Genomic DNA, 22,746 nt, shown 5'->3' with positions numbered 1-22,746 from the left:
CGGCTAGCCGGCCCGGGTGAAGACCGCCACCGTGCGGGCCGGGACCGTGAAGGTGCCCGACTCCTGCGCGTAGGCGGCGTCCTTCACGACCGTGTCGGAGCCCGCGGCCTGCACCGGGTGCAGCCGGTAGCCGGTCCCGGCGAGGCCGGCGACCCGCTGCTGCTGCTCCTGCGGGGTCGCGTTGAAGACGACGACCAGGTCACCGAGGCGCATGGTGATCACGCCGGGCGTCTCGTCCGTCCCGGACAGCGGGAAGGAGAGCTGCGTCTGCACCTGCTCGGCGGTGCCGAGGGAGAACGCCTTCTCCGTCGAACGGATCTTCAGCAGGTCCCGGTAGGCCGCCGAGGCGCCCTGGATCTGCTCGCAGCCGACCTTCAGCGTGCCCAGCAGCGGCTTGGCGAACGGCCACTTGGCGGCGTTGTCGGCCGCCGGGGGCAGACCGCGGCCGAAGCCGTTGCCGTCGGCGCAGTTCCAGTGGATGGCGTTGAACCAGTCGCCGCTGTCGAAGGAGTTGCGGTCCAGCGACTTGGAGCGCAGCAGGTCGCTGCCCGCCTGCGAGAGCGCCGGGCCCTGCGAGAGGGTGGCGGTCGCCATCGCGAGCACCTGCATCCGGGCCCGGTCGCCGGCGCCCACCGTGGCGGGCAGCTTGAACGCGAGCGCGTCGAACAGCGACTCGTTGTCGTGCGCGTCGGCGTAGGCGAGGGCGTCGCCGGGTGCCGCCGCGTAACCGGCCGGGGCGCCGTTGTAGTCGACCTCGGAGCCCTTGACCTCCTTGCCGCCGGAGTCGGTGAAGCGGTAGCCGGCGAGGTTGCCGGACAGGCCGACCTTGATCAGGTCCTGGTAGTGCAGCAGGCGGGCCTTCTGCTCTGCCGGGGTGCCGTTCTCGGCGGCCGGGTTCGGTTCGGTGTACAGACCGGAGGCGAAGCCCTGGACACCGGGGTCGGCGTCGAAGGGGCCGCCGCCGCGGACCGCGTCACGGGCCCGGTCGGAGAAGGTGGCGATGCCGGTGCCGGCCATGTTCTTCTGCGTGGCCTGCACGAAGCGGGCGTCGTCGGCGATCTCGCCGAAGTTCCAGCCCTCGCCGTAGAGGATGATCTGCTTGCCGTCGACGCCGTCCTTCTCCGGGGTGAGGGCGTCGAGGGCCTTGCGCACGGCCAGGATGTTGGCCTTGGGGTGGTGGCCCATCAGGTCGAAGCGGAAGCCGTCGACCTTGTACTGCCTGGCCCAGGTGACGATCGAGTCCACGACGAGCTTGCCCATCATGGCGTTCTCGGTGGCGGTGTTGGCGCAGCAGGTGCTGTTCGCGACCGAGCCGTCGGCCAGCAGGCGCTGGTAGTAGCCGGGCACGATCCGGTCCAGGACGGAGGTCTCCGCCTGGCCGCTCGCGGCGGTGTGGTTGTAGACGACGTCCATCACGACCCGCAGGCCGTCGTCGTTGAGGGCCCTGACCATCTTGCGGAACTCGACCGTGCGGGCGGTGCCGTCGGGGTCGGTGGAGTAGGAGCCCTCGGGGACCGTGTAGTGGTACGGGTCGTAGCCCCAGTTGTAGGCGTCCTTCGCGGCGGTCTTCGCCAGGCACTCCTGCTGCTTGTCGGAGTCGGCGGCGAAGGAGGCCAGGTCGCAGTCGGGGGTGGCCTGGTCGGCCTTCTTCTCGGGGATCGTGGCGATGTCGAACGCGGGCAGCAGGTGCACGTACGAGGTGCCCGCCCCGGCGAGCTCGCGCAGGTGCTTCGAGCCGTCGCTGTCCTTGTCCGTGAAGGCCAGGTAGGTGCCCCGGTCGCTCGCGGTCCGGTCCTCCACGGAGAAGTCCCGGATGTGCAGTTCCTGGATCTGGGCGTCCTTCAGGGGGACGGCCTTCGGCTTGGTGTACGTCGTCCAGCCGCTCGGCGCGAGCGCCTTGTCGGCGAGGTCGACGATCAGGCTGCGCTCGGAGTCCGCGGTGAGGGCGAGCGCGTAGGGGTCGGTGACCTTGTTGGTGACGACCTTGCGGACGCTGGGCGCCCAGACCTTCACGACGTACCGGTACGGCTTGTTCTTCCAGGAGGCGGGCCCGGTGACCGACCAGACGCCGGTGGCGGAGTCCCGCTGCATGGCGACGGTGGTGCCGTCCAGCTCCAGGGCGACGCTCTGGGCAGTGGGGGCCCAGACCGACAGGGTGGGCCGGCCGCTGCGGAAGACCGGGCCGAGGCCGGCGGCGGTCGCGTCGTACAGGTCGTCGAGGACGCCCGCGATCTGCACGCCGGTCGCGGTGAGCACGGCACCGTTGGCGGCGTACTGCGCGGCGACGAGCTGGCCGGACAGGGCCTCGCGGACCCGGTCGCGGTCACGGGTGTCGACGGAGTAGGCGGTGTAGTTCTTCAGGTGCGGGAACTTCGCCTTCTGGGCGTCGGTGAGCTGTGTCCTGTCCAGCCGCAGCACGCGCGCGTCGGTACCGGTGAGCGCCCCGTCCTTCACCTCGACGGAGCCGGTGCGGGAGTAGAGCAGCCGGCTGGAGGCGGCGGCCTCGGAGCCGTTCCAGGCGAGGGTGTCGCGGTCGATCCAGACCGCCTTGGAGGTGGTCAGGTCGAGCGCGGCCGCGGACCCGGCGGGCTGCGGGAGCAGGTACTCCTCCTGGCCGCTCAACAGCCACACCTCGTGCCCGTCGGCCGTGAGGTCCAGCGACTGGTCGGCGGGCAGGTCCTTCTCGTCGCCCTTGTGCAGGATGTAGCTGAGGCTGGTGGCACCCTCGGCGAGGGGCACTTCGAAGACAGCGCCATAGGCATCAGTCTTCACCGGCTTCAGCGGGTTCGACCACTCGGTGGGGTTCGCGGCACCGGTCCAGGTGTGCAGGCCCCAGCCGTCGTGGTTCCCGTCGGCGCGCTGGTAGTGCAGGACGGCCTTCGCCTTGTCCGGGGCCGGGTACTCGGCGGCCGGGCGCTCGGTGAGGGCGGCCTCCTTGCCCTGCTCGATCCAGACCTCGCCGGTCTTGGTGACGTCGATCGAGCGGTCGGCGGAGACGTCCTTGTTCCCCTGCTTGTCGATCACCAGGTAGCCCACGTTCGAGGCGCCCGGCTTGAGCTTGACATAGGCGAAGGCGCCGTAGGCGTCCCGGCCGGTGAAGGGGTGGCTGTCCGGCCAGTTCGTGGCCTCGCCGTCGGCGATGTCGCCCCAGGCGTACAGGCCCCAGTCGGCGTAGTCGCCGTCGGCGCGCTTGTAGTGGACGACCGCGTAGTCGCGCGAGGAGGCGGTGGGGGTCTCCTCGGCGGGCGGGGTGCCGGTGGTGGAGGAGGCGGTGGCGGAGGCCGTGCGGCCGGCCGAGTCGATCACGACGGCCTTGTAGCGCAGGGCGGTGCCGGGGGCCACGTCCTTGCCGACGGTCTGCGTGACCTTGTAGGGGGCGTGGTCGGCGGAGCCGAGCGTACGCCACTTGCCGCTGCCGGTCTGGGCGGCGAAGACGACCCGGTTGAGCTGCCCGCCCTCGACGTCGGCGGTGAGCTCGACGGTGCCGGTGGCTCCGGCGGCGGGGGCCTTCAGGGTGACGGTGGGCTTGGCCGCGGGCGCGGCGAGCCTGCCCGCCGCCTTGTACACGACGGCGGAGCCGGCGGGGACGGTGACGGTGATCTTCTTGTCCGTGTCCGACCGCAGAGAGCCGACGGCCGTGTGGATCCCGTCGAACCGCATGCCGGCGGAACCCGTCGCGAAGGTCGCCTTCTTCGCCTCGGTGGCGTTGTTCACGGCGACGACGTACTCGACGCCGGTCCTCGCGTCCGTGCGGGAGAAGGCGTAGACGCCGGGGCCGTCGGCGGCGAACCGCTCGGTCTGGACACCGTCGGCGAGGGCCGGGTTGTCCCTGCGGAGCTTGGCGAGGGCGCTGATCTGCCGGTACAGCGGCGCCTTGGTGTCGTACGCGGCGCTCGCGTGGGTGCGGTCCGTGCCGATCTGGTCGTCGTCGAGGTAGTCGGCGGTGCGGGAGGCGAACATCGGCTGGCGGGCGTCCTTGTCGCCGCCGGCGCCGGTGAAGCCCTGCTCGTCGCCGTAGTAGACGACCGGGTTGCCGCGGCCGAGGAACATCAGCTCGTTGGCGAGCTTGTCCTTCTTCAGCAGCTCGGCGTCGGAGGCACCGGGATTGTCCTGCTTCAGGAACGTGCCGAAGCGGCCCATGTCGTGGTTGCCGAGGAAGCTGACCTGCTCGTAGGCGTTGGCCTTGTCGGTCGTGTACTTGTAGTCGTCGCCGAAGACCGCGGCCAGCTTCTTCGCGCTGCCGCCCTGGGAGACGTACTGACGCGCCGCCTCCTGGAAGGGGAAGTCGAGCGTGGCGTCGAGGCGGCCCTGGGTGACGTAGGGCGAGGTCACCGACGTGTCGGCGGAGTAGACCTCACCGAACATGAAGAAGTCGTCCCGGCCCCGGTCCGCCGCGTACTTGTCCAGCGCGGTGGCCCACTGGGTCCAGAACTCCATGTTGACGTGCTTGACCGTGTCGATGCGGAAGCCGTCGATGTCGAAGTCGCGCACCCAGCGCTGGTAGATGTGCTCCATGCCGGTGACGACCTCGGGACGCTCGGTCCACAGGTCGTCCAGGCCGGAGAAGTCGCCGTAGGTGGAGTTCTCGCCGGCGAAGGTCGAGTCGCCGCGGTTGTGGTACATCCGCGTGTCGTTGAGCCAGGACGGGACCTTGAGGTCCTTCTTGGCGGCGGGGACGGTCGGGGTGCGCGGGAAGGAGTCCTTGTCGACGCGCGGGAAGCGGGTGCCGCCCGCCGCGTAGTCGGCGTCGTCGAAGGGCCGGCCGTCCCTGGTCAGGTACGGGAAGGCGCCCTTGGAGAGGTACCCGTAGGACTTCTGCTCGTAGTCGACGACGTCGGCGGTGTGGTTGGTGATGACGTCGAAGAAGACCTTCATCCCCTTGGCGTGCGCCGCGTCGATGAGCTTCTCCAGGTCGGCGTTGGTGCCGAAGTGCGGGTCGACCTGGGTGAAGTCGGTGATCCAGTAGCCGTGGTAGCCGGCCGAGGCGTTCGCGCCGGTGCCCTGCACGGGCTGGTTCTTGAAGATGGGCGCCATCCAGATGGAGGTGGTGCCCAGGCCCTTGATGTAGTCGAGCTTCTGCGTCAGGCCCTTGAGGTCGCCGCCCTGGTAGAAGCCCTTGTCGGTGGGGTCGTAGCCGGTGGTGAGGCGGGTGCCGCCGAGGCGGCCCCGGTCGTTGGAGGCGTCACCATTGGCGAAACGATCCGGCAGAACGAAGTAGAACTGCTCCCGGGTCAGGTCGTGCCGGGCGGCCGCCTTGGCCAGTGCCGCGTCCGAGGGCGGAGGCGGCGGGGTGTCGGCGCGGGCGGCGAGCGGCTGGACCAGGGCCGCGGCGAGCGCGGCGGCGGTGACGGCCGCTATCCGTGTGCCCTGCGCGGTGCGGCGCGTCCCAGGCGCCGGCCATCTCGGTGTCACAGGCGTGAACTCCTTGCGATTACGGCTCATTCGGGTCCGACCCCGGCGCGACCGTACCGTCGGCGCAATGCTTGCAGCAAGGGTCGTGAAAGTAACGGAAAAGAATTTCACGACCCTTGCCGCGGGGTCAGCAGCTGGACTTGCCCGTGTAGAGGGCGAGGGCCGTGTTCGGGCCCAGGGTGGCGGTGAACTGACCGGCCGAGTTGACCGTCACCGGGGTGTTGTTCTGCACGTTGCAGTACGTGCCCGCCGGAAGCGAGGTCTGGTAGGTGCGGGTCAGGGCGGAGGACTCGTGGTTGATGGCCGTGTAGCCCTTGCTCCCGCGGCCGAAGGCGATGGCCTGGCTGCCGTTGTCCCACCAGTTGGTGACCGCCTCGCCGCGGGTGGCGTTGCGGAAGGCGACCATGCGCTGGATCTCCGGCCAGGCGTGCTGGCACTTCCAGCCGTCCTGCCAGCAGGCGTTCACCTGGCCGCCGTTGGGCGGGCCGGCGTCGATGTCCGACCACTCGTAGGCGGAGTTGATGTCGGGGGCGCCGTAGGGCCAGGCGAGCATGAAGACGTTGGCCAGCGTGTAGTTGGCGCCGTCCTTGTAGTTGAGGGTGGAGCCGTTGCGCTCGGTGTCGTGGTTGTCGACGAAGACCCCGGAGACGCCGCTGCCCATGTAGCCCCAGCCCTCCCCGAAGTTCTTCAGGTAGGCGAGCCGCTCGCTGTTGAAGACCCGCTTGAGGTCGTAGGCGTAGCGGAACTCCTGCACGTCGCCGTTGCCGGTGTACTCGGACGGCTGGACGGCCTCTCCGGCACCGTAGATGGCCTCCTGCTTCCAGTAGACCGACGGCTTGCTCAGCCGGGACTTGATGTTGGCGAGGTCGGCGGCCGGGATGTGCTTGGCCGCGTCCACCCGGAAGCCGTCGACGCCGTACGAGAGCAGGGTGTTCATGTACCCGGCGATGGCGGAGCGGACGTAGTCCTCGCCGGTGTCGAGATCGGCGAGACCGACCAGTTCGCAGTTCTGGACGTGCCAGCGGTCCTGGTAGTTGGTGATCTGCGCGGTGCAGTTGTCGAAGTCGGCCGGCGAGTACAGGCCGGGGTAGTTGTACTTCGTGTACGAAGAGCCGCCGGTGCCGGTGCCGTTGACGGCCGCCATGTGGTTGATGACGGTGTCGACGACGACCTTCACCCCGGCCGTGTGACACGTGTTGATCATGTTGCGGAAGGCGGTGGCGTCGCCGAGCCGGCCGGCGATCCTGTAGCTCACGGGCTGGTACGACGTCCACCACTGGGAGCCCTGGATGTGCTCGGCAGGCGGGGAGACCTGCACGTAGCCGTATCCGGCGGGGCCGAGGCGGTTGGTGCACTCGGTGGCGACCGAGGAGTACTTCCACTCGAACATCACGGCGGTGACGTCCTTGGTGCCGGGTGGGGACGCCTCGGCGGTGCCGGGTATGAGCACGGCTGAGGCCGCGGCGAGCGCGAGCGCACCCGAAACGGTTCTGCTGCTGGCCATGTGGGGGTCCTTCACCGTTGAAGGGGCTGGCTGAAATCTTTCAGAAACCTTGCGGTGGCCAGATGTTAGAGGCCCGTCGGCCAAAAAGGCAGCAGGGTGAAGGAAGTTGCTGCAAGAAGTTACAAAGCCGTGCCGGGCCCGGCGGTGAGGCGGGCCAGCAGGGCGCGGGCCTCCGCCCGGCGCGGATGGGAGGGGTGGAGGTGCGTCTCACAGCCGGCCAGCGCCTGCCGGGCCGCGGCCTCCGCCTCCTCGCGGCGGTCCAGGCCGAGCAGGGCGGCGGCCGTCACCAGGTCCAGTTTCCCGGCATGGCCCCGCTCCCACTGCGGGGTCGTCCGACGTGCCTCGGCGAGGGCTTCGGCGTACCGGCCCTGGCCGTTCAGGCTGCGCACGAGGGTGCAGTGCAGCGCGGCCCCCGCGCCCTCGACATCCTCGGCGCGGGGCAGATTCCCGCGGGCGATCGCCTCGGCCTCCTCGGGGCGGCCCAGCCCGCACAGGGCCTCCGCCAGGCCGTCGAGCACGCTCAGCTCCAGCCTCCACACCTTCGCCAGGTGCTTCAGACGGGACAGGTCGCGCAGCAGGGCGTCCCCCTCCGCCTCCGCCTCGGCGTACCGGCCCTGCCAGCCGAGGACCGCCGCGCGGTTGTTCCGGACCAGCAGCGGGAGGGTCCGCAGCGATCCGGCCGCACCGTCCATCTCCGTGACCAGGGCCTCCATCTCGGCCAGCACCTCGGTGCCGCGCCCGTGGGCACAGGCCACCGCCGTGGCCGTCGTCCTCGCGTACCACGTCATCGCAAGGCGGCGCCCGCTCGGCCGCAGTCGCCGGGCCCCGGCCTCGACCGCCCTGGCCTCGGTCTCGGCCTCCTCGAACCTGCCTTCCGCCGCGAGCCGGAGCGCGTGCTGCAGGGAGGCGCCGAGGCGCCGTGAGCGGAACGAGTCCGGCGTAGGGAGCTTCACACCCGGGAGGTTACGTGAACATGCCCAAACGATGCCCGGGCGGGTGCGGGAGGCCGTCCCGGACGCACGACCGGGGCCCGCCACCGGAAGAACCGGTGGCGGGCCCTGGGACCGTGGGTTGCCGCGACTGTCAGGCCGTCGTGAACCACACCGTGGTGTCGGCGGGCACCTTGACCTCGCCGCCGGTCTCGCTCACCTCGCCGCTGGAGAGCAGCACCTCGCCGTACGCGGGGGTGCTGACCGACTCGCCGGTGGTGTTCGCCACGCACACGAACTCGCCGCGGCGGAAGGCCAGTACGCCCTCGGGCGCGCGCAGCCACTCCACCGAGTCGCCCGCGCCCAGGTCGGGCCGCTCACGGCGGGCGGCCAGGGCCGCGCGGTACAGCTCCAGCGTGGAGCCGGCCGCACCGGTCTGCGCCTCGACGCTCAGCTCGCCCCAGCTCGCGGGCTGCGGCAGCCAGCTGCCGCCGTCACCGAAGCCGTACGACGTGCCGGTGCGGGTCCACGGGATCGGCACCCGGCAGCCGTCGCGGAACCCGTCCTGGCCCTCGCCGCGGTGGTACGCCGGGTCCTGCCGGACGTCGTCGGGCAGGTCGACGACGTCCGGCAGGCCCAGCTCCTCGCCCTGGTAGATGTACGCCGAGCCGGGCAGCGCCAGCATCAGCAGCGTGGCGGCGCGGGCACGGCGCAGGCCCAGCTCACGGTCGCCGGCGATGCGGATCTGGGTGCCGAGGCCGGGCGGGTTGGCGAAGCGGGTGGCGTGGCGGGTGACGTCGTGGTTGGACAGCACCCAGGTGGCGGGCGCGCCCACCGGACGCATGGCCTCCAGGGTGCGGTCGACGACGGCCCGCAGCTCCTCGGCGTCCCATTCGGTGCCCAGGTACTGGAAGTTGAACGCCTGGTGCAGCTCGTCGGGGCGGACGTAGTTGGCGGTGCGCTCGACGGTCGGCGTCCACGCCTCGGCGACGAAGATGCGCTCGCCGGAGTACTCGTCGAGGATCAGCCGCCACTGGCGGTAGATGTCGTGGACACCGTCCTGGTCGAAGAACGGCATGACATCGTTGCCCAGCAGGTGGAGCTGGTCGTGGGCGCCGATGTCGGGCAGACCCTCCGCCTTGACCATGCCGTGGGCGACGTCGATCCGGAAGCCGTCGACGCCCATGTCGAGCCAGAAGCGCAGGATCGAGCGGAACTCGTCACCGACGGCCGGGTGCTCCCAGTTGAAGTCGGGCTGCTCCGGCGCGAACAGGTGCAGGTACCACTCGCCGGGGGTGCCGTCGGGCTCGGTGACCCGCGTCCAGGCGGGGCCGCCGAAGATGGACTCCCAGTCGTTGGGCGGCAGTTCGCCGTTCTCGCCCTTGCCGGGGCGGAAGTGGTAGCGGTCCCGGCTCGGCGAGCCGGGGCCCTCCGCCAGGGCACGCCGGAACCACTCGTGGTGGTCGGAGGAGTGGTTGGGCACCAGGTCGACGATGATGCGCAGGCCCAGGGTGCGGGCGTCACGGATCAGCGCGTCGGCGTCCAGCAGGTTGCCGAACATCGGGTCGACGGCGCGGTAGTCGGCGACGTCGTAGCCGGCGTCGGCCTGCGGGGAGGCGTAGAAGGGGCTGAGCCACACGGCGTCCACGCCGAGATCGCGCAGGTACGGGAGTCGGGAGCGTACGCCTTCCAGGTCGCCCATGCCGTCGCCGTTGCTGTCGGCGAAGCTGCGCGGGTAGACCTGGTAGATCACCGCGTCCCGCCACCAGTCGCGGCGCTTGGCGACGGTGGCTACGGCGGAGTTCGGTGCCGGGTCGGCGGAGTGCTGGCTCATGGCGTCCTTGATGTGTGACTGAGTCGGTGTCATGGGGCTTCGGGTCGGGCGACGAGGCGGCCGCGGTGTCAGCGGGGTCGGATGGACACCGCGGCCGCCTACCCGCGCGAACGAACGCGCGGGAGCCCGGTGGGGGGGGCGGTCAGCCCTTGGTGCCGCCCGCGGTGAGGCCGGTCACCAGGTTCTTCTGCACGAGGTAGAAGAACGCGGACACGGGTATCGCGACCAGCACCGCCGTGGCGGCCATGAGGTTGCGCTGCGCGTCGTGCTCGCTGACGAAGCTCTGCAGACCGACGGCGAAGGTGTACTTCGTGTCGCTCAGCATGAACGTCGAGGCGAAGGCGACCTCACCGAAGGCGGTGATGAAGCTGTAGAAGGCGGCGACCGCGAGGCCCGGCTTGGCCAGCGGCAGGATCAGCCGGAAGAAGGTGCCGAACGGGGTGAGCCCGTCGACCCGGCCGGCCTCGTCGATCTCGAACGGGATGGTGTCGAAGTAGCCCTTGAGCAGCCAGGCGCAGTACGGCACCGCGGTCGAGCAGTAGACCAGGATCAGACCGAAGTAGGTGTCGATGAGCTGGAGCTCCGACAGGATCTGGTACATCGGCACGATCAGCACGGCGATGGGGAACATCTGGGTGACCAGGAGCACCCACATGAACTTCTTGTAGCCGGGGAAGCGCATGCGCGAGACGGCGTAGCCGGTGGTCGCGGCGATGATCACGCCGATGACCGTGGTGCCGAGGGAGACGATGAGCGTGCTCGTCAGCCAGTCGAAGAAGTTGGTCTCCGTCAGGACGTACGAGTAGTTCTCGAGCGTCATCTTCCCCCAGATGCGACCGGGGTGCAGATAGTCGTCCTTGTCCGGGCCGAGGGACAGGAAGACCAGCCAGAGAATCGGGAACAGCGCGATCAGGCTGCCCGCGATGAGGATGCCGTGGGAGGCGAGCGTGCCGAGGAGGCCGCGCCGGCCGCGGCGGGGCGCGTTGCCGCGGGAAGCGGTCGTGGAGCCGGCCTGGGCCTCTGGGGCGGAGGTCGGGGCGGTGGTCGTACTCATGGGGGCTCCTGCCTCAGATCGCGAGCTGCTGGTCATTGCGGTTCAGCCAGCGGCGGTAGAAGGAGGTGAAGACGATCAGGATGGCCAGCAGCAGGATGCCGTAGGCCGCGGACTGCGCGAAGTCGCGCGGCTGCTGCCCGAAGCCCAGGTAGTAGGCCCAGGTGACGAGGATCTGGGCGTCCGGGGCGGTGTCGCCGAACAGCAGGAAGATCACGGCGAACTGGTTGAAGGTCCAGATCACGCCGAGCAGGACGACGGTGGAGCTGACCGAGCGCAGGCCCGGCAGGGTGACGTAGCGGAACTGCTGCCACTTGCTCGCGCCGTCCATCTCGGACGCCTCGTACAGCGAGGCGTCGATGGACTGCAGGCCGCCGAGCAGGGAGACCATCATGAACGGCACACCGCACCAGGTGTTGACCATGATCGCGGCGAACCGCTGCCAGAAGGTGTCCTCCAGCCACGCCGGCGTCGGCAGATGCAGGAACTCCAGAGCCGAGTTGATGACGCCGCCGTCGGCGAGCATGAACCGCCAGCCGAAGACGGTGACGAAGGTCGGCACGGCCCACGGCAGGATCAGGATCAGCCGGTAGAAGGTGCGGCCGCGCAGCTTCTGGTTGAGCAGCAGCGCGAGGCCGAGGCCGATCGTGTAGTGCAGGGCGACACAGGCGGCCGTCCACACGATCGTCCAGACGAAGTGCGACCAGAACCGCTCGTAGGCGGTCGGGCCCCACAGGATGTCGGCGTAGTTGTCGATGCCGATGAACTTGTAGGTCGCCTCGATCTCGTTGACGCCGATGGTGCGCGCCGTGTTGAGGCTGGTGGCGTCGGTGAGCGTCAGGTAGAAGCCGTACGCCAGGGGATAGAGCACGAGGACGCCGAGCACGACCGCCACCGGGGTGATCATGGCGTAGGCGTACCAGTGCTTCTGGTAGGCGTGCTTCAGGCGCTGTCCGAGGCCGGGCTTGCGCCCGCCGTCACCGCGGCTCTTGCCTGTCGCTCGGTCGATGGCGACTGTCATGGTTCGGCACCTTCTGGAAGTTCAGGGGGAGTACGGCGCACAGGCCGGTGGCCGCCGGAACGCTCCCCCATGATCAGGGCGTTCCGGCGGCCACAGGCGATCACTTGGTGAAGTCCGGCACCAGCTTGGCCATGGCGGTCTCAGCGCTGGTCAGACCCTCGTCCAGGGACTTCTTGCCGCCGGCGACGGCGAGCAGCTCGGTGTCCAGCGGACCCCACAGGGAGCTGTACTCGGGCAGCGCGGGGCGCGGCTGGGCGGCGCCGAGCACCGTCTGGTAGCCGGCGATGCCCGGGTCGGCCTTGACCTTCGCGGTGTAGGCGTCGTCACGCGTGGGCAGCGTGGAGTTCTTCAGCGCGATGGTCTCCTGGGCGTGCGCGGAGGTCATGAAGTTCACGAACTTCAGCGCGGCCTTCTGGTGGGCCTCGTCGGAGCCGGCGTACACGGAGAGGTTGTGACCGCCGGTCGGGGCGCCCGCCTTGCCGGAGGAACCGGCCGGGACGGTGGCGATGCCGAGGTTGTTCTTGTCCTTGAACGCGGCACCCTTGTAGAAGTTGGTGATCTCCCACGGGCCCTGGACGATCGCGGCGACCTTGCCGTTGACGAACGCGTCCTGGATGTGGGCGTACGCGTCGGCGGTGGTGTCGGCCTTGTGCAGACCCTTGCCGTCGAACAGATCCAGCCAGGTGCCGTAGGCCTTCTTCGCCTCGGGGGACTTGATCGTGATCTTCTTGGCGTCGACGTCGACCGTGTTGGTGCCCTCGCCGTGCAGGAAGGACTGGGCGTAGTAGGCCTGGGTGGAGCCCCAGTAACCGTCGACGCCGGTCTTCGCCTTGATCGTGGCGGCGGCCTTCTTCAGCTCGTCCCAGGTCTGCGGCGCCTCGACGCCGGCCTTCTCGAACAGCTCCTTGTTGTAGACCAGGGCGAGGGTGTCCGTGGTGAACGGAACGCCGTAGGTCTTGCCCTCGTACTTGGCCTGCTCGATCAGGTTCGTCTTGAACTTCGCCTGGTCGGCGAGGGCCTCGGTGCCGTCCAGCGGCAGGAAGAAGCCCTTCTTCGCGAAGGCGGGGGTCCAGCCGACCTCGGAGCGCAGGATGTCCGGGGCGCCCTTGGAGCCGGCCGCCGTGTCGAACTTGTTCTGCGCCTGGTCGAAGGGGACGTTGACGTACTTGACCTTGACGTCCTTGTTGGCCGCCTCGAACTCCTTGACCAGAGCCTTGTACGTCGGCGCCTCGTTGGTCGCGTTGGAGGTGTCCCACCACGTGATGGTGACCGGACCGCCGTCGGCCGAGTCTCCGCTGTCACTGCCGCCGCAGGCCGTCGCCGCGAGGGCGAGGGACGCCACCAGCGCGCTGGCCGCTATGCCACGCCGCATGAGTTCTCCTTGGGGTGAAAGCCCGTGTGATGCAGGGGACGGTCCCGATCGCCGCTCCTGCTCGCCGACTGCGCCGTTGCGGCGGCCGGGCGACTGGAACGTAACAGCCATGTAAGCGGCTGGAAAGACCTTGCAGAAAAAAAGTGCAAGGGATCTCATCCGTTACTCCTGCGTGACCTTCCACCGGTTGTGGCGGGGCCCTGTATTGCCGGTGATCAGCGCGCAGAGGAACACTTGTGCAAGACTCTGCAAGCTCTTGCCGCGATTTTCAGAGGGGACGCCATGCCGCAGCAACCCACAGCGCGCCGGTCAACCGTCCGCACCCGGCGTCCGGTTGGTGTGCAAGGCGACATTCGGCCGGTACAGTCCACTGGCGTGACCACACGGCTTGCGGACATCGCTGCGCAGGCGGGGGTGAGCGAAGCGACCGTCAGCCGCGTCCTCAACGGGAAGCCTGGCGTCGCCGCCACCACCCGCCAGGCCGTGCTGGCCGCCCTCGACGTCCTCGGCTACGAACGCCCCGTGCGGCTGCGCCAGCGCAGCGCGGGCCTGGTCGGGCTGATCACGCCCGAGCTGGAGAATCCGATATTCCCGGCTCTGGCCCAGGTCATCGGGCAGGCGCTGACCCGCCAGGGCTACACCCCGGTGCTCGCCACCCAGACCCCGGGCGGCTCGACCGAGGACGAGCTGACCGAGATGCTGGTCGACCGCGGTGTGGCCGGCATCATCTACGTCTCCGGACTGCACGCGGACACCACCGCCGACACGCAGCGCTACGAGCAGCTGCGGGCGCAGGGCGTGCCCTTCGTCCTCGTCGACGGCTTCTCCGCCAAGGTGCAGGCACCTTTCATCTCCCCCGACGACCGCGCGGCGATGACGCTCGCGGTCACGCACCTGGCCTCGCTCGGGCACACCCGGATAGGGCTGGCGCTCGGGCCGAAGCGGTTCGTGCCGGTCCAGCGCAAGATAGACGGCTTCGTCCGCGCCATGACGGACCAGCTGGGCCTGAACCCGGAGGAGGTCGAGTCCGACCTCGTGCAGCACTCGCTGTACACGCTGGAGGGCGGTCAGGCTGCCGCCACGGCGCTGATCGGGCGGGACTGCACGGCCGTGGTGTGCGCCAGCGACATGATGGCCCTCGGTGCGATAAGGGCGGCCCGCCAGCGCGGTCTGGAGGTGCCCCGGGACATCTCGGTGGTCGGCTTCGACGACTCCCCGCTGATCGCCTTCACCGACCCGCCGCTGACGACCATCCGCAAGCCGGTGCCCGCCATGGGCCAGGCCGCGGTGCGCACGCTGCTGGAGGAGATCGGCGGGACCCCCGCGCCCCACAGCGAGTTCGTCTTCATGCCGGAGCTGGTGGTGCGCGGTTCGACCGCTTCCGCCCCGGGTGACCGCAATCGTCCCTAGGGCGTGAGGGGCCCGGTGCGGGCTCTCCCCGGGGCGCAGGAGGTGCGTTCCGGGGCCGACCGGGGGATGATCGGTGGGGTAAAGAATGTCTGGCAGACTCTGTGCCCATGGGTGAGACGACCGTGACGACACTGGAAGGCCGCGAAGAGGCCGCTCCGCAGACTGTCACGGACACGACGGAGCAGGTCTTCCTGCGCCGGCTGCGCACCCCCCGGCGTCCGCGCTTCTGGTTCGAGATCCTGCTGATCGCGGTGAGTTACTGGACGTACTCACTGATCCGCAACGCCGTCCCGGAGCAGAAGGCCGACGCGCTGCGCAACGCCGACTGGATCTGGAAGGCCGAGCACCAGCTCGGCATCGCCGTCGAGCAGTCCGTGAACCATGCGGTGAACTCGGTGACCTGGCTCATCGTCGGCATGAACTACTACTACGCCACACTGCACTTCATCGTCACTCTCGGTGTTCTGGTGTGGCTCTACCGTAGTCATCCCGGCCGTTACGCGGCGACCCGGACCGTGCTGTTCTGCACCACCGGTGTGGCCCTGGTCGGTTACTACCTGTATCCGCTCGCCCCGCCCCGGCTGATGAACGGCATGGGCTTCATCGACACCGTGCTGGTCCACCAGACCTGGGGCTCGATGGCCTCGGGCGACCTGAAGAACATGTCGAACCAGTACGCGGCGATGCCCTCGATGCACATCGGGTGGTCGCTGTGGTGCGGGCTGACGATCTTCGCGCTGGCCTCGGTGCCCTGGGTGAAGGTGCTGGGGCTGCTGTACCCGGCCCTGACCCTGGTGGTCATCGTCGCCACGGCCAACCACTTCTGGCTGGACGCCGTCGGCGGCATCCTGTGCCTCGCCTTCGGCTACACGGTGGCCCGTCTCTGGTACGGGGCGCTGCCGTACTCGCTGCCGAGGACCGTGGGCGGCTGACCCGCCGCCCGTCGCGGACACCTGCTGTCCAGGCCGTCGGTCCGTTCTCGGGCCGGCGGCCTGTCTGCGGGACCGGCGGCCTGTCTGCGGGACCGGCGGCCTGTCTGCGGGACCGGCGGCCTGTCTGCGGGGCCGGCGGCCTATTTCTCTGCCGCCCCGTAGAAGAACTCGTCCACCACCGCGCGCGCGAGCCGGGTGGTCCGCCGGTATCCGTCCAGCATGTCCCCCACGTGCCCGGGGCCGTACCCGAGGTACCGCCCCACCGCGGCCAGCTCCCGCGGGTCGGACGGGAACGTGTCGCCGGCCCTCCCCCGGACCAGCATGACGGCGTTGCGGACCCGGGTGGCCAGCACCCACGCCTCGTCGAGCGTCGCCGTGTCCTCCTCGGACAGCAGTCCGGCGGCGCAGGCGGCGGCCAGCGCCTCACGCGTGCGGGTGGTGCGCAGTCCCGCCACGGCGGCCCCGTGCTGGAGCTGGAGCAGCTGCACGGTCCACTCCACGTCGGACAGCCCGCCCGGCCCCAGCTTGGTGTGCAGCTTGGGGTCCACCCCGCGGGGCAGCCGCTCGGACTCCATGCGCGCCTTCAGCCGGCGGATCTCCCGCACCGCGTCCTCGGCCAGCCCTCCGGAGGGGTACCGCAGGGGGTCGACGAGCGCGATGAAACGCCGTGCGAGGTCCTCGTCACCGGCGACCGGCTCGGCCCGCAGCAGTGCCTGCGACTCCCACACCAGGGACCACCGGCGGTAGTACGCCTCGTACGACTTCAGCGTGCGCACCAGCGGCCCGGACTTGCCCTCGGGCCTGAGGTCGGCGTCGATCAGCAGGGGCGGGTCGGCGCTGGGGATCTGGAGCAGCCTGCGCATCTCGGAGACGACCTTGTGGGCCGCCTCGGACGCCTCCTGCTCGCCGACCCCGTCGCGGGGCTCGTGCACGAAGACGACGTCCGCGTCGGATCCGTAGCCCAGTTCGTGGCCGCCGAAGCGGCCCATGCCGATGACGGCGAACCGGGTGGGCAGCATGTCGCCCCAGTTCGCGCGGACCACCGCCCGGAGCGTGCCGGCGAGGGTCGCGGCCGTGAGGTCCGAGACCGCCCCGCCCACCCGGTCCACCAGGGCGCCCTGGTCGGCCACGGCGGGCTGGGCCTCGGTGCCGTAGGAGCCGACGATGTCCGCGGCACAGGTGCGGAACAGCTCGCGGCGGCGCACCCCGCGGGCGGCCGCGACGGCCTGTTCACCGTTCTCGGCGCGGCCGACCGCGGCGAGGATCTCCTGCTCCAGATGGGCGCCGGGGCGCGGGCCCAGGCCGCCGCCGTCGCCGTCGCCGAGCAGGGCGACGGCCTCGGGGGCGCGCATCAGCAGGTCGGGGGCGAGCCGGCCGGCCGACAGCACCCGGGCGAGGTTCTGCGCGGCGGCGCCCTCGTCGCGCAGCAGCCGCAGGTACCAGGGCGTCTTGCCGAGCGCGTCGGAGACCTTGCGGAAGTTCAGCAGGCCCGCGTCGGGGTCGGCGGAGTCGGCGAACCAGCCGAGCAGCACCGGCAGCAGGGTGCGCTGGATGGCGGCCTTGCGGGTGACGCCGGAGGCCAGGGCCTCCAGATGGCGCAGGGCCGCGGCCGGGTCGGCGTAGCCGAGGGCGATGAGCCGCTCGCGGGCCGCCTCGGGCCTGAGCCTGGCCTCGCCGGGGGCGAGCTGGGCGACGGCGTCCAGCAGCGGGCGGTAGAAGAGCTTCTCGTGCAGCCGGCGTACGACGCCGGTGTGGCGGCGCCACTCGCGGTTCAGCTCGGCGACCGGGTCGGTGCGCAGCCCCAGCGAGCGGCCCAGACGCCGCTGGTCGGCCTCGGCCTCGGGCACCAGGTGGGTGCGGCGCAGCCGGTAGAGCTGGATGCGGTGCTCCAGGGAGCGCAGGAAGCGGTAGGCGTCGTCGAGCTGGACGGCGTCCGTGCGGCCCACATAGCCGCCGGCGGCGAGGGCCTGGAGGGCGTCGAGGGTGGTGCCGCTCCTGAGGCCCGGGTCCGTGCGGCCGTGCACCAGCTGGAGCAGCTGCACGGCGAACTCGACGTCCCTGAGACCGCCGGGGCCGAGCTTGAGCTCGCGGTCGACCTCGGCGGCGGGGATGTTCTCCACGACCCGGCGGCGCATCCGCTGCACGTCGGTGACGAAGTTCTCCCGCTCGGCGGCCTGCCAGACCAGGGGCGCGACCGCGGCGACGTACTCCTCGCCCAGGTCGAGGTCCCCGGCCACCGGGCGGGCCTTGAGCAGCGCCTGGAACTCCCAGGTCTTGGCCCAGCGCTGGTAGTAGGCGACGTGGCTGCTGAGGGTGCGCACGAGGGGGCCGTTGCGGCCCTCGGGGCGCAGATTGGCGTCGACGGGCCAGATGGAGCCCTCGATGGTCGTCTCGGAGCAGATCCGCATCATGTGCGAGGCCAACTTGGTGGCCGACCGCAGGGCCTTGGCCTCGTCGGCACCCTCGGTGGCCTCGGCGACGAAGATGACGTCGACGTCGGAGACGTAGTTCAGCTCGTGGCCGCCGCACTTGCCCATCGCGATCACCGCGAGCCGGCACAGCGCGGCGTCGTCGGGCGCGTCGGCACGGGCGAGGGCGAGAGCGGCACGCAGGGTGGCCGTGGCGAGGTCGGCGAGCTCGGCGGCGGTCTGGGCGACGTCGATGGTGCCGCACACGTCACGGGCGGCGATGGCCAGCAGACAGCGCCGGTAGGCGACGCGCAGCGCGACGGGGTCGTCGGCCTCGGCCAGTCCCCGTTCGAACTCCTCGACGCCCGGGTGCAGGTCGCGCGGCTCGTACGTGACGAGCACCTGCCAGTCGCCGGGGTGCCGGGCGAGATGCTCGCCGAGGGCGGCGGAGGCGCCGAGCACGCCGAGCAGACGGTCGCGCAGCGGCTTGGCCGAGATCAGGGTGTCCAGCAGTTCCCGGCGGGCGGTGGGCGCGGGCTGCGCCTCCAGCAGCCGGGCGAGGCCCCGCAGGGCGAGGTCGGGGTCGGCGGTGCCGCCGAGCGCCTCCAGCAGCACCGGGTCGCTGCGCAGGGGCGCCAGCTCGGGGCCGTCCAGGAGGCGTTCCGCGCCGGACGGATCGGTGAAGCCGTGCCGCAGCAGCCGTGTGAAGGTACTGCTTCTGCGCCCCGGCGCCGTCATGCCCCGCCTCCCGTCCGATCGGGCCGGTCAGGCCGATCAAGGTCGTCGTCCGCAGTCGAGCCTAACCGCAGTGTGCGCCGGGGGCGCCGACGAGTTCTGCCTGTGAGACGGGTCTGTCCGGTACCGGACGGGCCGGGCGCGGGCCGGGGCGCGGGGCGTGCGGCCGCCGGCCCGCGCGGAACCGTTCCGGATCCCGCCCGTACGGCCGGACGGGCGGCCGCACCCTTCTCGCGGACGCCCGGGCACGCGTGCGGGACCGTGCGGGACACGGGACGGCCGGTTCCCGCACGGCGCGGGACACGCCGCCGTCCGCGTGGTGGCGCCACGGACCGTTTTCGGGTTCGGTAAGGGGAGCCGTCCGGCGGGACCCGCCGGTGGTTCGCCTGACGTCGACAAGGGAGTCACGCCGTGCAGATGAGCCTCGAAGTCGTCCTGCTTCCGGTCTCGGACGTGGACCGGGCCAAGGAGTTCTACCGGGACAGGGTCGGGTTCCATGTCGACCTCGACGGCGAGGTGATGCCCGGGGTGCGGATCGTGCAGCTCACGCCGCCCGGCTCGGGCTGTTCGATCGCGCTGGTCGACGGCCTCCAGGTACCCACGGGCACCCCGCAGCCCGGCACCTACCACGGCCTCCAGCTGTGCGTGACGGACGCCAAGGCCGCCTACGACGAGCTGACCGGCCGGGGTCTCGACATCTCCGAGCCGCAGCGGTTCTCCGAGCAGGACGGCGCCACGTTCATGTACTTCACCGACCCCGACGGCAACGGCTGGGCCGTCCAGGAGTACCGCCGCCGGCTGACGGAGCCTCTGCACAAGGTGCTGGCGGATCTCGCGGAACAGGGCGGCTGAGCCCGCTCCGGGGCAGAACCCGGCGGGAAGGGACGGTCCCGGCTGCGGCTCCGGTTTCCGGCTCCGGCTCCGGTTTCCGGCTCCGGCTCCGGTTTCCGGCGACGCCCCGGCCGGTCACCGCCGTACGGTCCCGGCAGGCCCCGGTGCCAGCGCGGCGCGAGCCGGGTGACGCCGGGAAGGACGTCTCGATCGCGGGCCGGCACCTCGTACCGGTGGACGGCGAGGCGGCCGCGGGCGGCCGGTGCCCGTGGACGCGGCCCGGCGCGGGGCGACGTCCCACCGGCATGAACACCGCTTCCGGACGCACGGCCGGCGAAGGCACTGCCGGTGGAGGCGCTGCCGGCAGACGCACGGCCGGCAAAGGCTGCTCGGCCGGCAGAGACTGCTCGTCGCGCGGCGTGCCGGACCGGCCGCGCGCGTCGGCCTTCCGCGTGTCGGCCTTCCGGGTGGCGGGCGTACTCGTCATGCCGGGCATACGCATCATGCCGGGCATCCGGGGCATGCGTGCCGTGCAGGTCGTACGGGTCGTGGACGGCGTCAGGCCCCGGCCGCGGCGTGCCGGGCGCCGCGCGGACGGACCCGGCGCCGTCCGGCCGGCATCCGTTCATGTAGATTCAAGCCCGCCTCCGCCGTTTGTTGTGACGATGTGATAACAACGTCATCGCTCACGGACCCGGCCGAGGGTAAGTTCGATCGTCCGGCTCCGGGCGATCACGGCGCCGCCTCCTGTGGCGGTGAACCGTCCCCGGAGCCTTTGCCGATGGCGCGTGGAGGCGTCTCGGCGACGTCCCACGAGCAAGGAGATCCTCACGGTGCCCGTCCGCCGCCTCGCGCACCCTCCGCGGCCCACGTCCGAGGAAGCCGCATCGATACCGAAACCGCGCGACGGCGCTCCCGGGGAAGGCGGCAGGCCCACCGCGGCGGCCGGCAACGCGGGCCTGAGGCTGGACATCCAGGGCCTGCGCACGGTGGCCGTCTCACTGGTGGCGTTCTCGCACGCCGGGGTGACCCAGGTGGCCGGCGGCTACATCGGTGTGGACGTCTTCTTCGTGATCTCCGGCTTCCTGATCACGTCGCTGATGCTCCGCGAGCACCGGCGTGAGGGCAGGATCGCGCTGGGCCGCTTCTACGCCCGCCGCGCGCTGCGGCTGCTGCCCGCCTCGACGCTCGTCGTGATGGTGACGCTGGCGGGCTCCTGGCTCTTCCTCGGCCCGCTGCGCTTCGCGGACTACGCCAAGGACGCCATCGCCTCCGCCTGGTACGTGGTCAACTTCCGGCTCGCCGACGCCGGCACCGACTACTTCAACACGGACGTGCCGCCCTCGCCGTTCCAGCACTTCTGGTCGCTGGCGGTGGAGGAGCAGTTCTATCTGATCTGGCCGATCGTCCTGATCATCGCCCTGAAGCTGTTCCGGCGCCGGGCGCTGCTCGCGATTCCGCTGCTGGCCCTGGCCGCGGGCTCCTTCGCGGTCAACCTCCAGCTCACCGAGACCTCGCCGTCCTGGGCCTACTTCGGCTCGCAGGGCCGGATCTGGGAGCTCGCGGTCGGCGCGCTGCTGGCCCTGGTGGCGGACCGTCTCGACGACATCCCGCAGCCCGTCGCCGCGGTCGTCAGCTGGGCCGGCCTGGGGGCGATCGCCTACGGTGCCGTCGTCTTCGACGAGAGCACCGTCTTCCCCGGCCACAACGCGGTCATCCCGGTGTTCGGTGCCGCCGCGGTGCTGGCCTGCGGTTCCGCGGGCGGCCGCTGGGGCGCGGGTGCACTGCTGTCGCTGCGCCCGGCCGTCTGGGTCGGCGGCATCTCCTACGCCTGGTACCTGTGGCACTGGCCGCTGATCATGCTCGTGCCCGCCGCCGCCGGCTTCGGCCAGCACGACGGGCCGTTGCGTCTGATCGCCGCGCTGTGCGGCATCCCGCTGGCCTGGCTGACGCTGCACCTGGTCGAGAACCCGATGCGTTTCCACCGCGCCTTCAAGGCACGGGCCGGACGGGGCCTGGTCCTGGGTCTGGGCCTGTCGGCCGTCGCGGCGTGCGCCGCGGTGGTCGCCGCGCAGTTCCCGCCGCAGCTGGCCGAGGGCGCGGCCCGGCAGAACACCAAGGAGGCGCTCGCCCAGGCGTCGGACCCGCGCGCGGCGCTGACCGAGCTGCTGGGGCAGAAGGTGGACAAGCTGCCGTCCAACCTCTCGCCCAGCATGCGCGACACCGCCTACAAGCGATCCGCGGTGTACACCGACGACTGCGCCCTGACGATGACCGGCACGGTGCAGACGCAGCCCTGTCTGTACGGTGACACCAAGGCGGACCGCAGCGTCGTCCTGTTCGGCGACTCGCACGTCGCCCAGTGGTTCCCGGCGCTCGACGCGATCGCCGAGAAGCACCACTGGCGCCTCTACTCGTTCACGAAGAACGCGTGCAAGGTCTCCCAGATCACCATCGAGTACAACAAGGGCCCCTACTCGACGTGTGACGACTGGCGGGAGGTCACCATCGAGAAGATCCTCAAGATGGAGCCCGAGCTCGTCATCACCTCCAGCTCCAACTCGGCGAAGCTGTGGGGCGACGGTGACACGGCGACGGCCTGGGGCAAGGGCCAGGCCGAGACGTACCGGATGCTCCAGAAGGGCCGCACCCAGGTGATGACCATCCTGGACACCCCGTGGCCGAAGAACAACGCGGTGGACTGCGCGACCGCCCACCCGGGCGACCTGAGCGCCTGTGCCCGTGACCGCTCGGAGGCCGACCCGAAGCCGGACGTCACCAAGGCGATCAGGGCGGCCGCGGACGCCGAGGGCGTGACGGTCGTCAACCCGTACGACTGGGTGTGCGCGCCTTCCGGCAACTGCCCGGTCGTCGTGGGCAACACGATGGTCTACCGCGACTACGGCCACCTCGCGGACGGCTACGTGGAGGCCCTCACCCCGGTCGTCGAGGACGAGCTCCTGCGCCTGTTCGGCGAGGACCTCGCCAAGCACCCGGGCGCCTGACACGCACCGCGAAGGGGCCGGTGGTCGACGGACGACCACCGGCCCCTTCGCCGTTCCCGGTTCCGCTCCCGGTTCCGTTCCCGCTCGTTCCGTCTTCGTCAGGAGCCGTCCATGCCATCCATGCCGTCCACGGGCCGTGGCCGATCGGCGGGCTGGGCGAGGGCCCTCGCCGCCTTCGTCCTCCTGGTCCTCATGCCGCTGGTGATCTGGTTCCTGATCTCCTTCCGGGGCTCGCACGCCTTCGTGTGGTGAGCCCCCGGCACCCCGGGAAACGCCTCGGGGGCCGCCGGTCCACGACCGGC

The 22,746-nt window shown here is 70.9% G+C and carries 13 protein-coding genes; 5 read left to right on the top strand and 8 right to left on the bottom strand.

The features are described 5' to 3' along the window. Positions 1-3 precede the first annotated feature (3 nt). The 7 genes from pulA to ACIQGV_RS31990 all read right to left on the bottom strand — a co-directional run bounded on the left by pulA (position 4) and on the right by ACIQGV_RS31990 (position 13,123). Positions 4-5,412: a pullulanase-type alpha-1,6-glucosidase gene (pulA, locus tag ACIQGV_RS32020; RefSeq protein WP_402500720.1), complete on the bottom strand. Its 5,409-nt coding sequence runs from the start codon at positions 5,410-5,412 to the stop codon at positions 4-6. A 127-nt stretch (positions 5,413-5,539) separates the two neighbouring features. Beyond that, positions 5,540-6,916 (bottom strand): alpha-amylase family protein, encoded by a 1,377-nt coding sequence (locus tag ACIQGV_RS32015; protein WP_402500718.1) that lies wholly within the window; start codon positions 6,914-6,916, stop codon positions 5,540-5,542. Positions 6,917-7,035: 119 nt separating this feature from the next. Continuing rightward, entirely contained in the window at positions 7,036-7,869 is an 834-nt protein-coding gene (locus tag ACIQGV_RS32010; protein WP_402500715.1) for a tetratricopeptide repeat protein, read from the bottom strand. Between the two features lie 130 nt (positions 7,870-7,999). Continuing rightward, positions 8,000-9,679, bottom strand: a complete 1,680-nt coding sequence (locus tag ACIQGV_RS32005) for a glycoside hydrolase family 13 protein (RefSeq protein ID WP_402500713.1) — start codon at positions 9,677-9,679, stop codon at positions 8,000-8,002. Between the two features lie 142 nt (positions 9,680-9,821). Beyond that, complete coding sequence (locus ACIQGV_RS32000) at positions 9,822-10,733, bottom strand: sugar ABC transporter permease (RefSeq protein ID WP_402500710.1); 912 nt, start codon at positions 10,731-10,733, stop codon at positions 9,822-9,824. Positions 10,734-10,746: 13 nt separating this feature from the next. Beyond that, positions 10,747-11,751, bottom strand: coding sequence for a carbohydrate ABC transporter permease (locus tag ACIQGV_RS31995; RefSeq protein ID WP_402500708.1), 1,005 nt, complete (start codon positions 11,749-11,751; stop codon positions 10,747-10,749). Between the two features lie 100 nt (positions 11,752-11,851). Continuing rightward, positions 11,852-13,123, bottom strand: coding sequence for an extracellular solute-binding protein (locus tag ACIQGV_RS31990; protein ID WP_402500705.1), 1,272 nt, complete (start codon positions 13,121-13,123; stop codon positions 11,852-11,854). Between the two features lie 375 nt (positions 13,124-13,498). Between ACIQGV_RS31990 and ACIQGV_RS31985 the strand changes: the two genes are divergently transcribed. Then, positions 13,499-14,533, top strand: a complete 1,035-nt coding sequence (locus tag ACIQGV_RS31985; protein ID WP_402500703.1) for a LacI family DNA-binding transcriptional regulator — start codon at positions 13,499-13,501, stop codon at positions 14,531-14,533. Between the two features lie 107 nt (positions 14,534-14,640). After that, positions 14,641-15,465 carry a phosphatase PAP2 family protein gene (locus ACIQGV_RS31980; protein ID WP_402500702.1) on the top strand — a complete coding sequence of 275 codons (825 nt, stop codon included), beginning with the start codon at positions 14,641-14,643 and terminating at the stop codon, positions 15,463-15,465. Between the two features lie 140 nt (positions 15,466-15,605). Here the strand turns inward: ACIQGV_RS31980 and ACIQGV_RS31975 are convergent, their stop codons facing one another. Next, positions 15,606-18,611 carry a bifunctional [glutamine synthetase] adenylyltransferase/[glutamine synthetase]-adenylyl-L-tyrosine phosphorylase gene (locus ACIQGV_RS31975; protein WP_402500700.1) on the bottom strand — a complete coding sequence of 1,002 codons (3,006 nt, stop codon included), beginning with the start codon at positions 18,609-18,611 and terminating at the stop codon, positions 15,606-15,608. 408 nt (positions 18,612-19,019) lie between these two features. Here ACIQGV_RS31975 and ACIQGV_RS31970 point away from each other — a divergent pair, with 408 nt between their 5' ends. The 3 genes from ACIQGV_RS31970 to ACIQGV_RS31960 all read left to right on the top strand — a co-directional run bounded on the left by ACIQGV_RS31970 (position 19,020) and on the right by ACIQGV_RS31960 (position 22,696). Beyond that, entirely contained in the window at positions 19,020-19,460 is a 441-nt protein-coding gene (locus tag ACIQGV_RS31970) for a VOC family protein (protein WP_402500697.1), read from the top strand. Between the two features lie 812 nt (positions 19,461-20,272). Further along, positions 20,273-22,444, top strand: a complete 2,172-nt coding sequence (locus ACIQGV_RS31965; protein WP_402500694.1) for an acyltransferase family protein — start codon at positions 20,273-20,275, stop codon at positions 22,442-22,444. A gap of 111 nt (positions 22,445-22,555) precedes the next feature. Continuing rightward, positions 22,556-22,696 carry a hypothetical protein gene (locus tag ACIQGV_RS31960; RefSeq protein WP_402500691.1) on the top strand — a complete coding sequence of 47 codons (141 nt, stop codon included), beginning with the start codon at positions 22,556-22,558 and terminating at the stop codon, positions 22,694-22,696. Positions 22,697-22,746: the final 50 nt, after the last annotated feature.

It is taken from the genome of Streptomyces sp. NPDC093094, assembly GCF_044754345.1.
Taxonomy (GTDB): Bacteria; Actinomycetota; Actinomycetes; order Streptomycetales; family Streptomycetaceae; genus Streptomyces.
Note: the sequence above shows the minus strand (reverse complement) of the source record. Positions and strands in the feature narration are given on the sequence as shown.

Excerpts from the sequence above, each read along its gene's own strand:
- ACIQGV_RS31975 (WP_402500700.1), bottom strand. The coding sequence starts at position 18,611 with ATGACGGCGCCGGGGCGCAGAAGCAGTACCTTCACACGGCTGCTGCGG.
- ACIQGV_RS31960 (WP_402500691.1), top strand. The coding sequence starts at position 22,556 with ATGCCATCCATGCCGTCCACGGGCCGTGGCCGATCGGCGGGCTGGGCG.
- ACIQGV_RS31990 (WP_402500705.1), bottom strand. The coding sequence starts at position 13,123 with ATGCGGCGTGGCATAGCGGCCAGCGCGCTGGTGGCGTCCCTCGCCCTC.
- ACIQGV_RS32005 (WP_402500713.1), bottom strand. The coding sequence starts at position 9,679 with ATGAGCCAGCACTCCGCCGACCCGGCACCGAACTCCGCCGTAGCCACC.
- ACIQGV_RS31995 (WP_402500708.1), bottom strand. The coding sequence starts at position 11,751 with ATGACAGTCGCCATCGACCGAGCGACAGGCAAGAGCCGCGGTGACGGC.
- ACIQGV_RS31980 (WP_402500702.1), top strand. The coding sequence starts at position 14,641 with ATGGGTGAGACGACCGTGACGACACTGGAAGGCCGCGAAGAGGCCGCT.
- ACIQGV_RS32015 (WP_402500718.1), bottom strand. The coding sequence starts at position 6,916 with ATGGCCAGCAGCAGAACCGTTTCGGGTGCGCTCGCGCTCGCCGCGGCC.
- ACIQGV_RS32000 (WP_402500710.1), bottom strand. The coding sequence starts at position 10,733 with ATGAGTACGACCACCGCCCCGACCTCCGCCCCAGAGGCCCAGGCCGGC.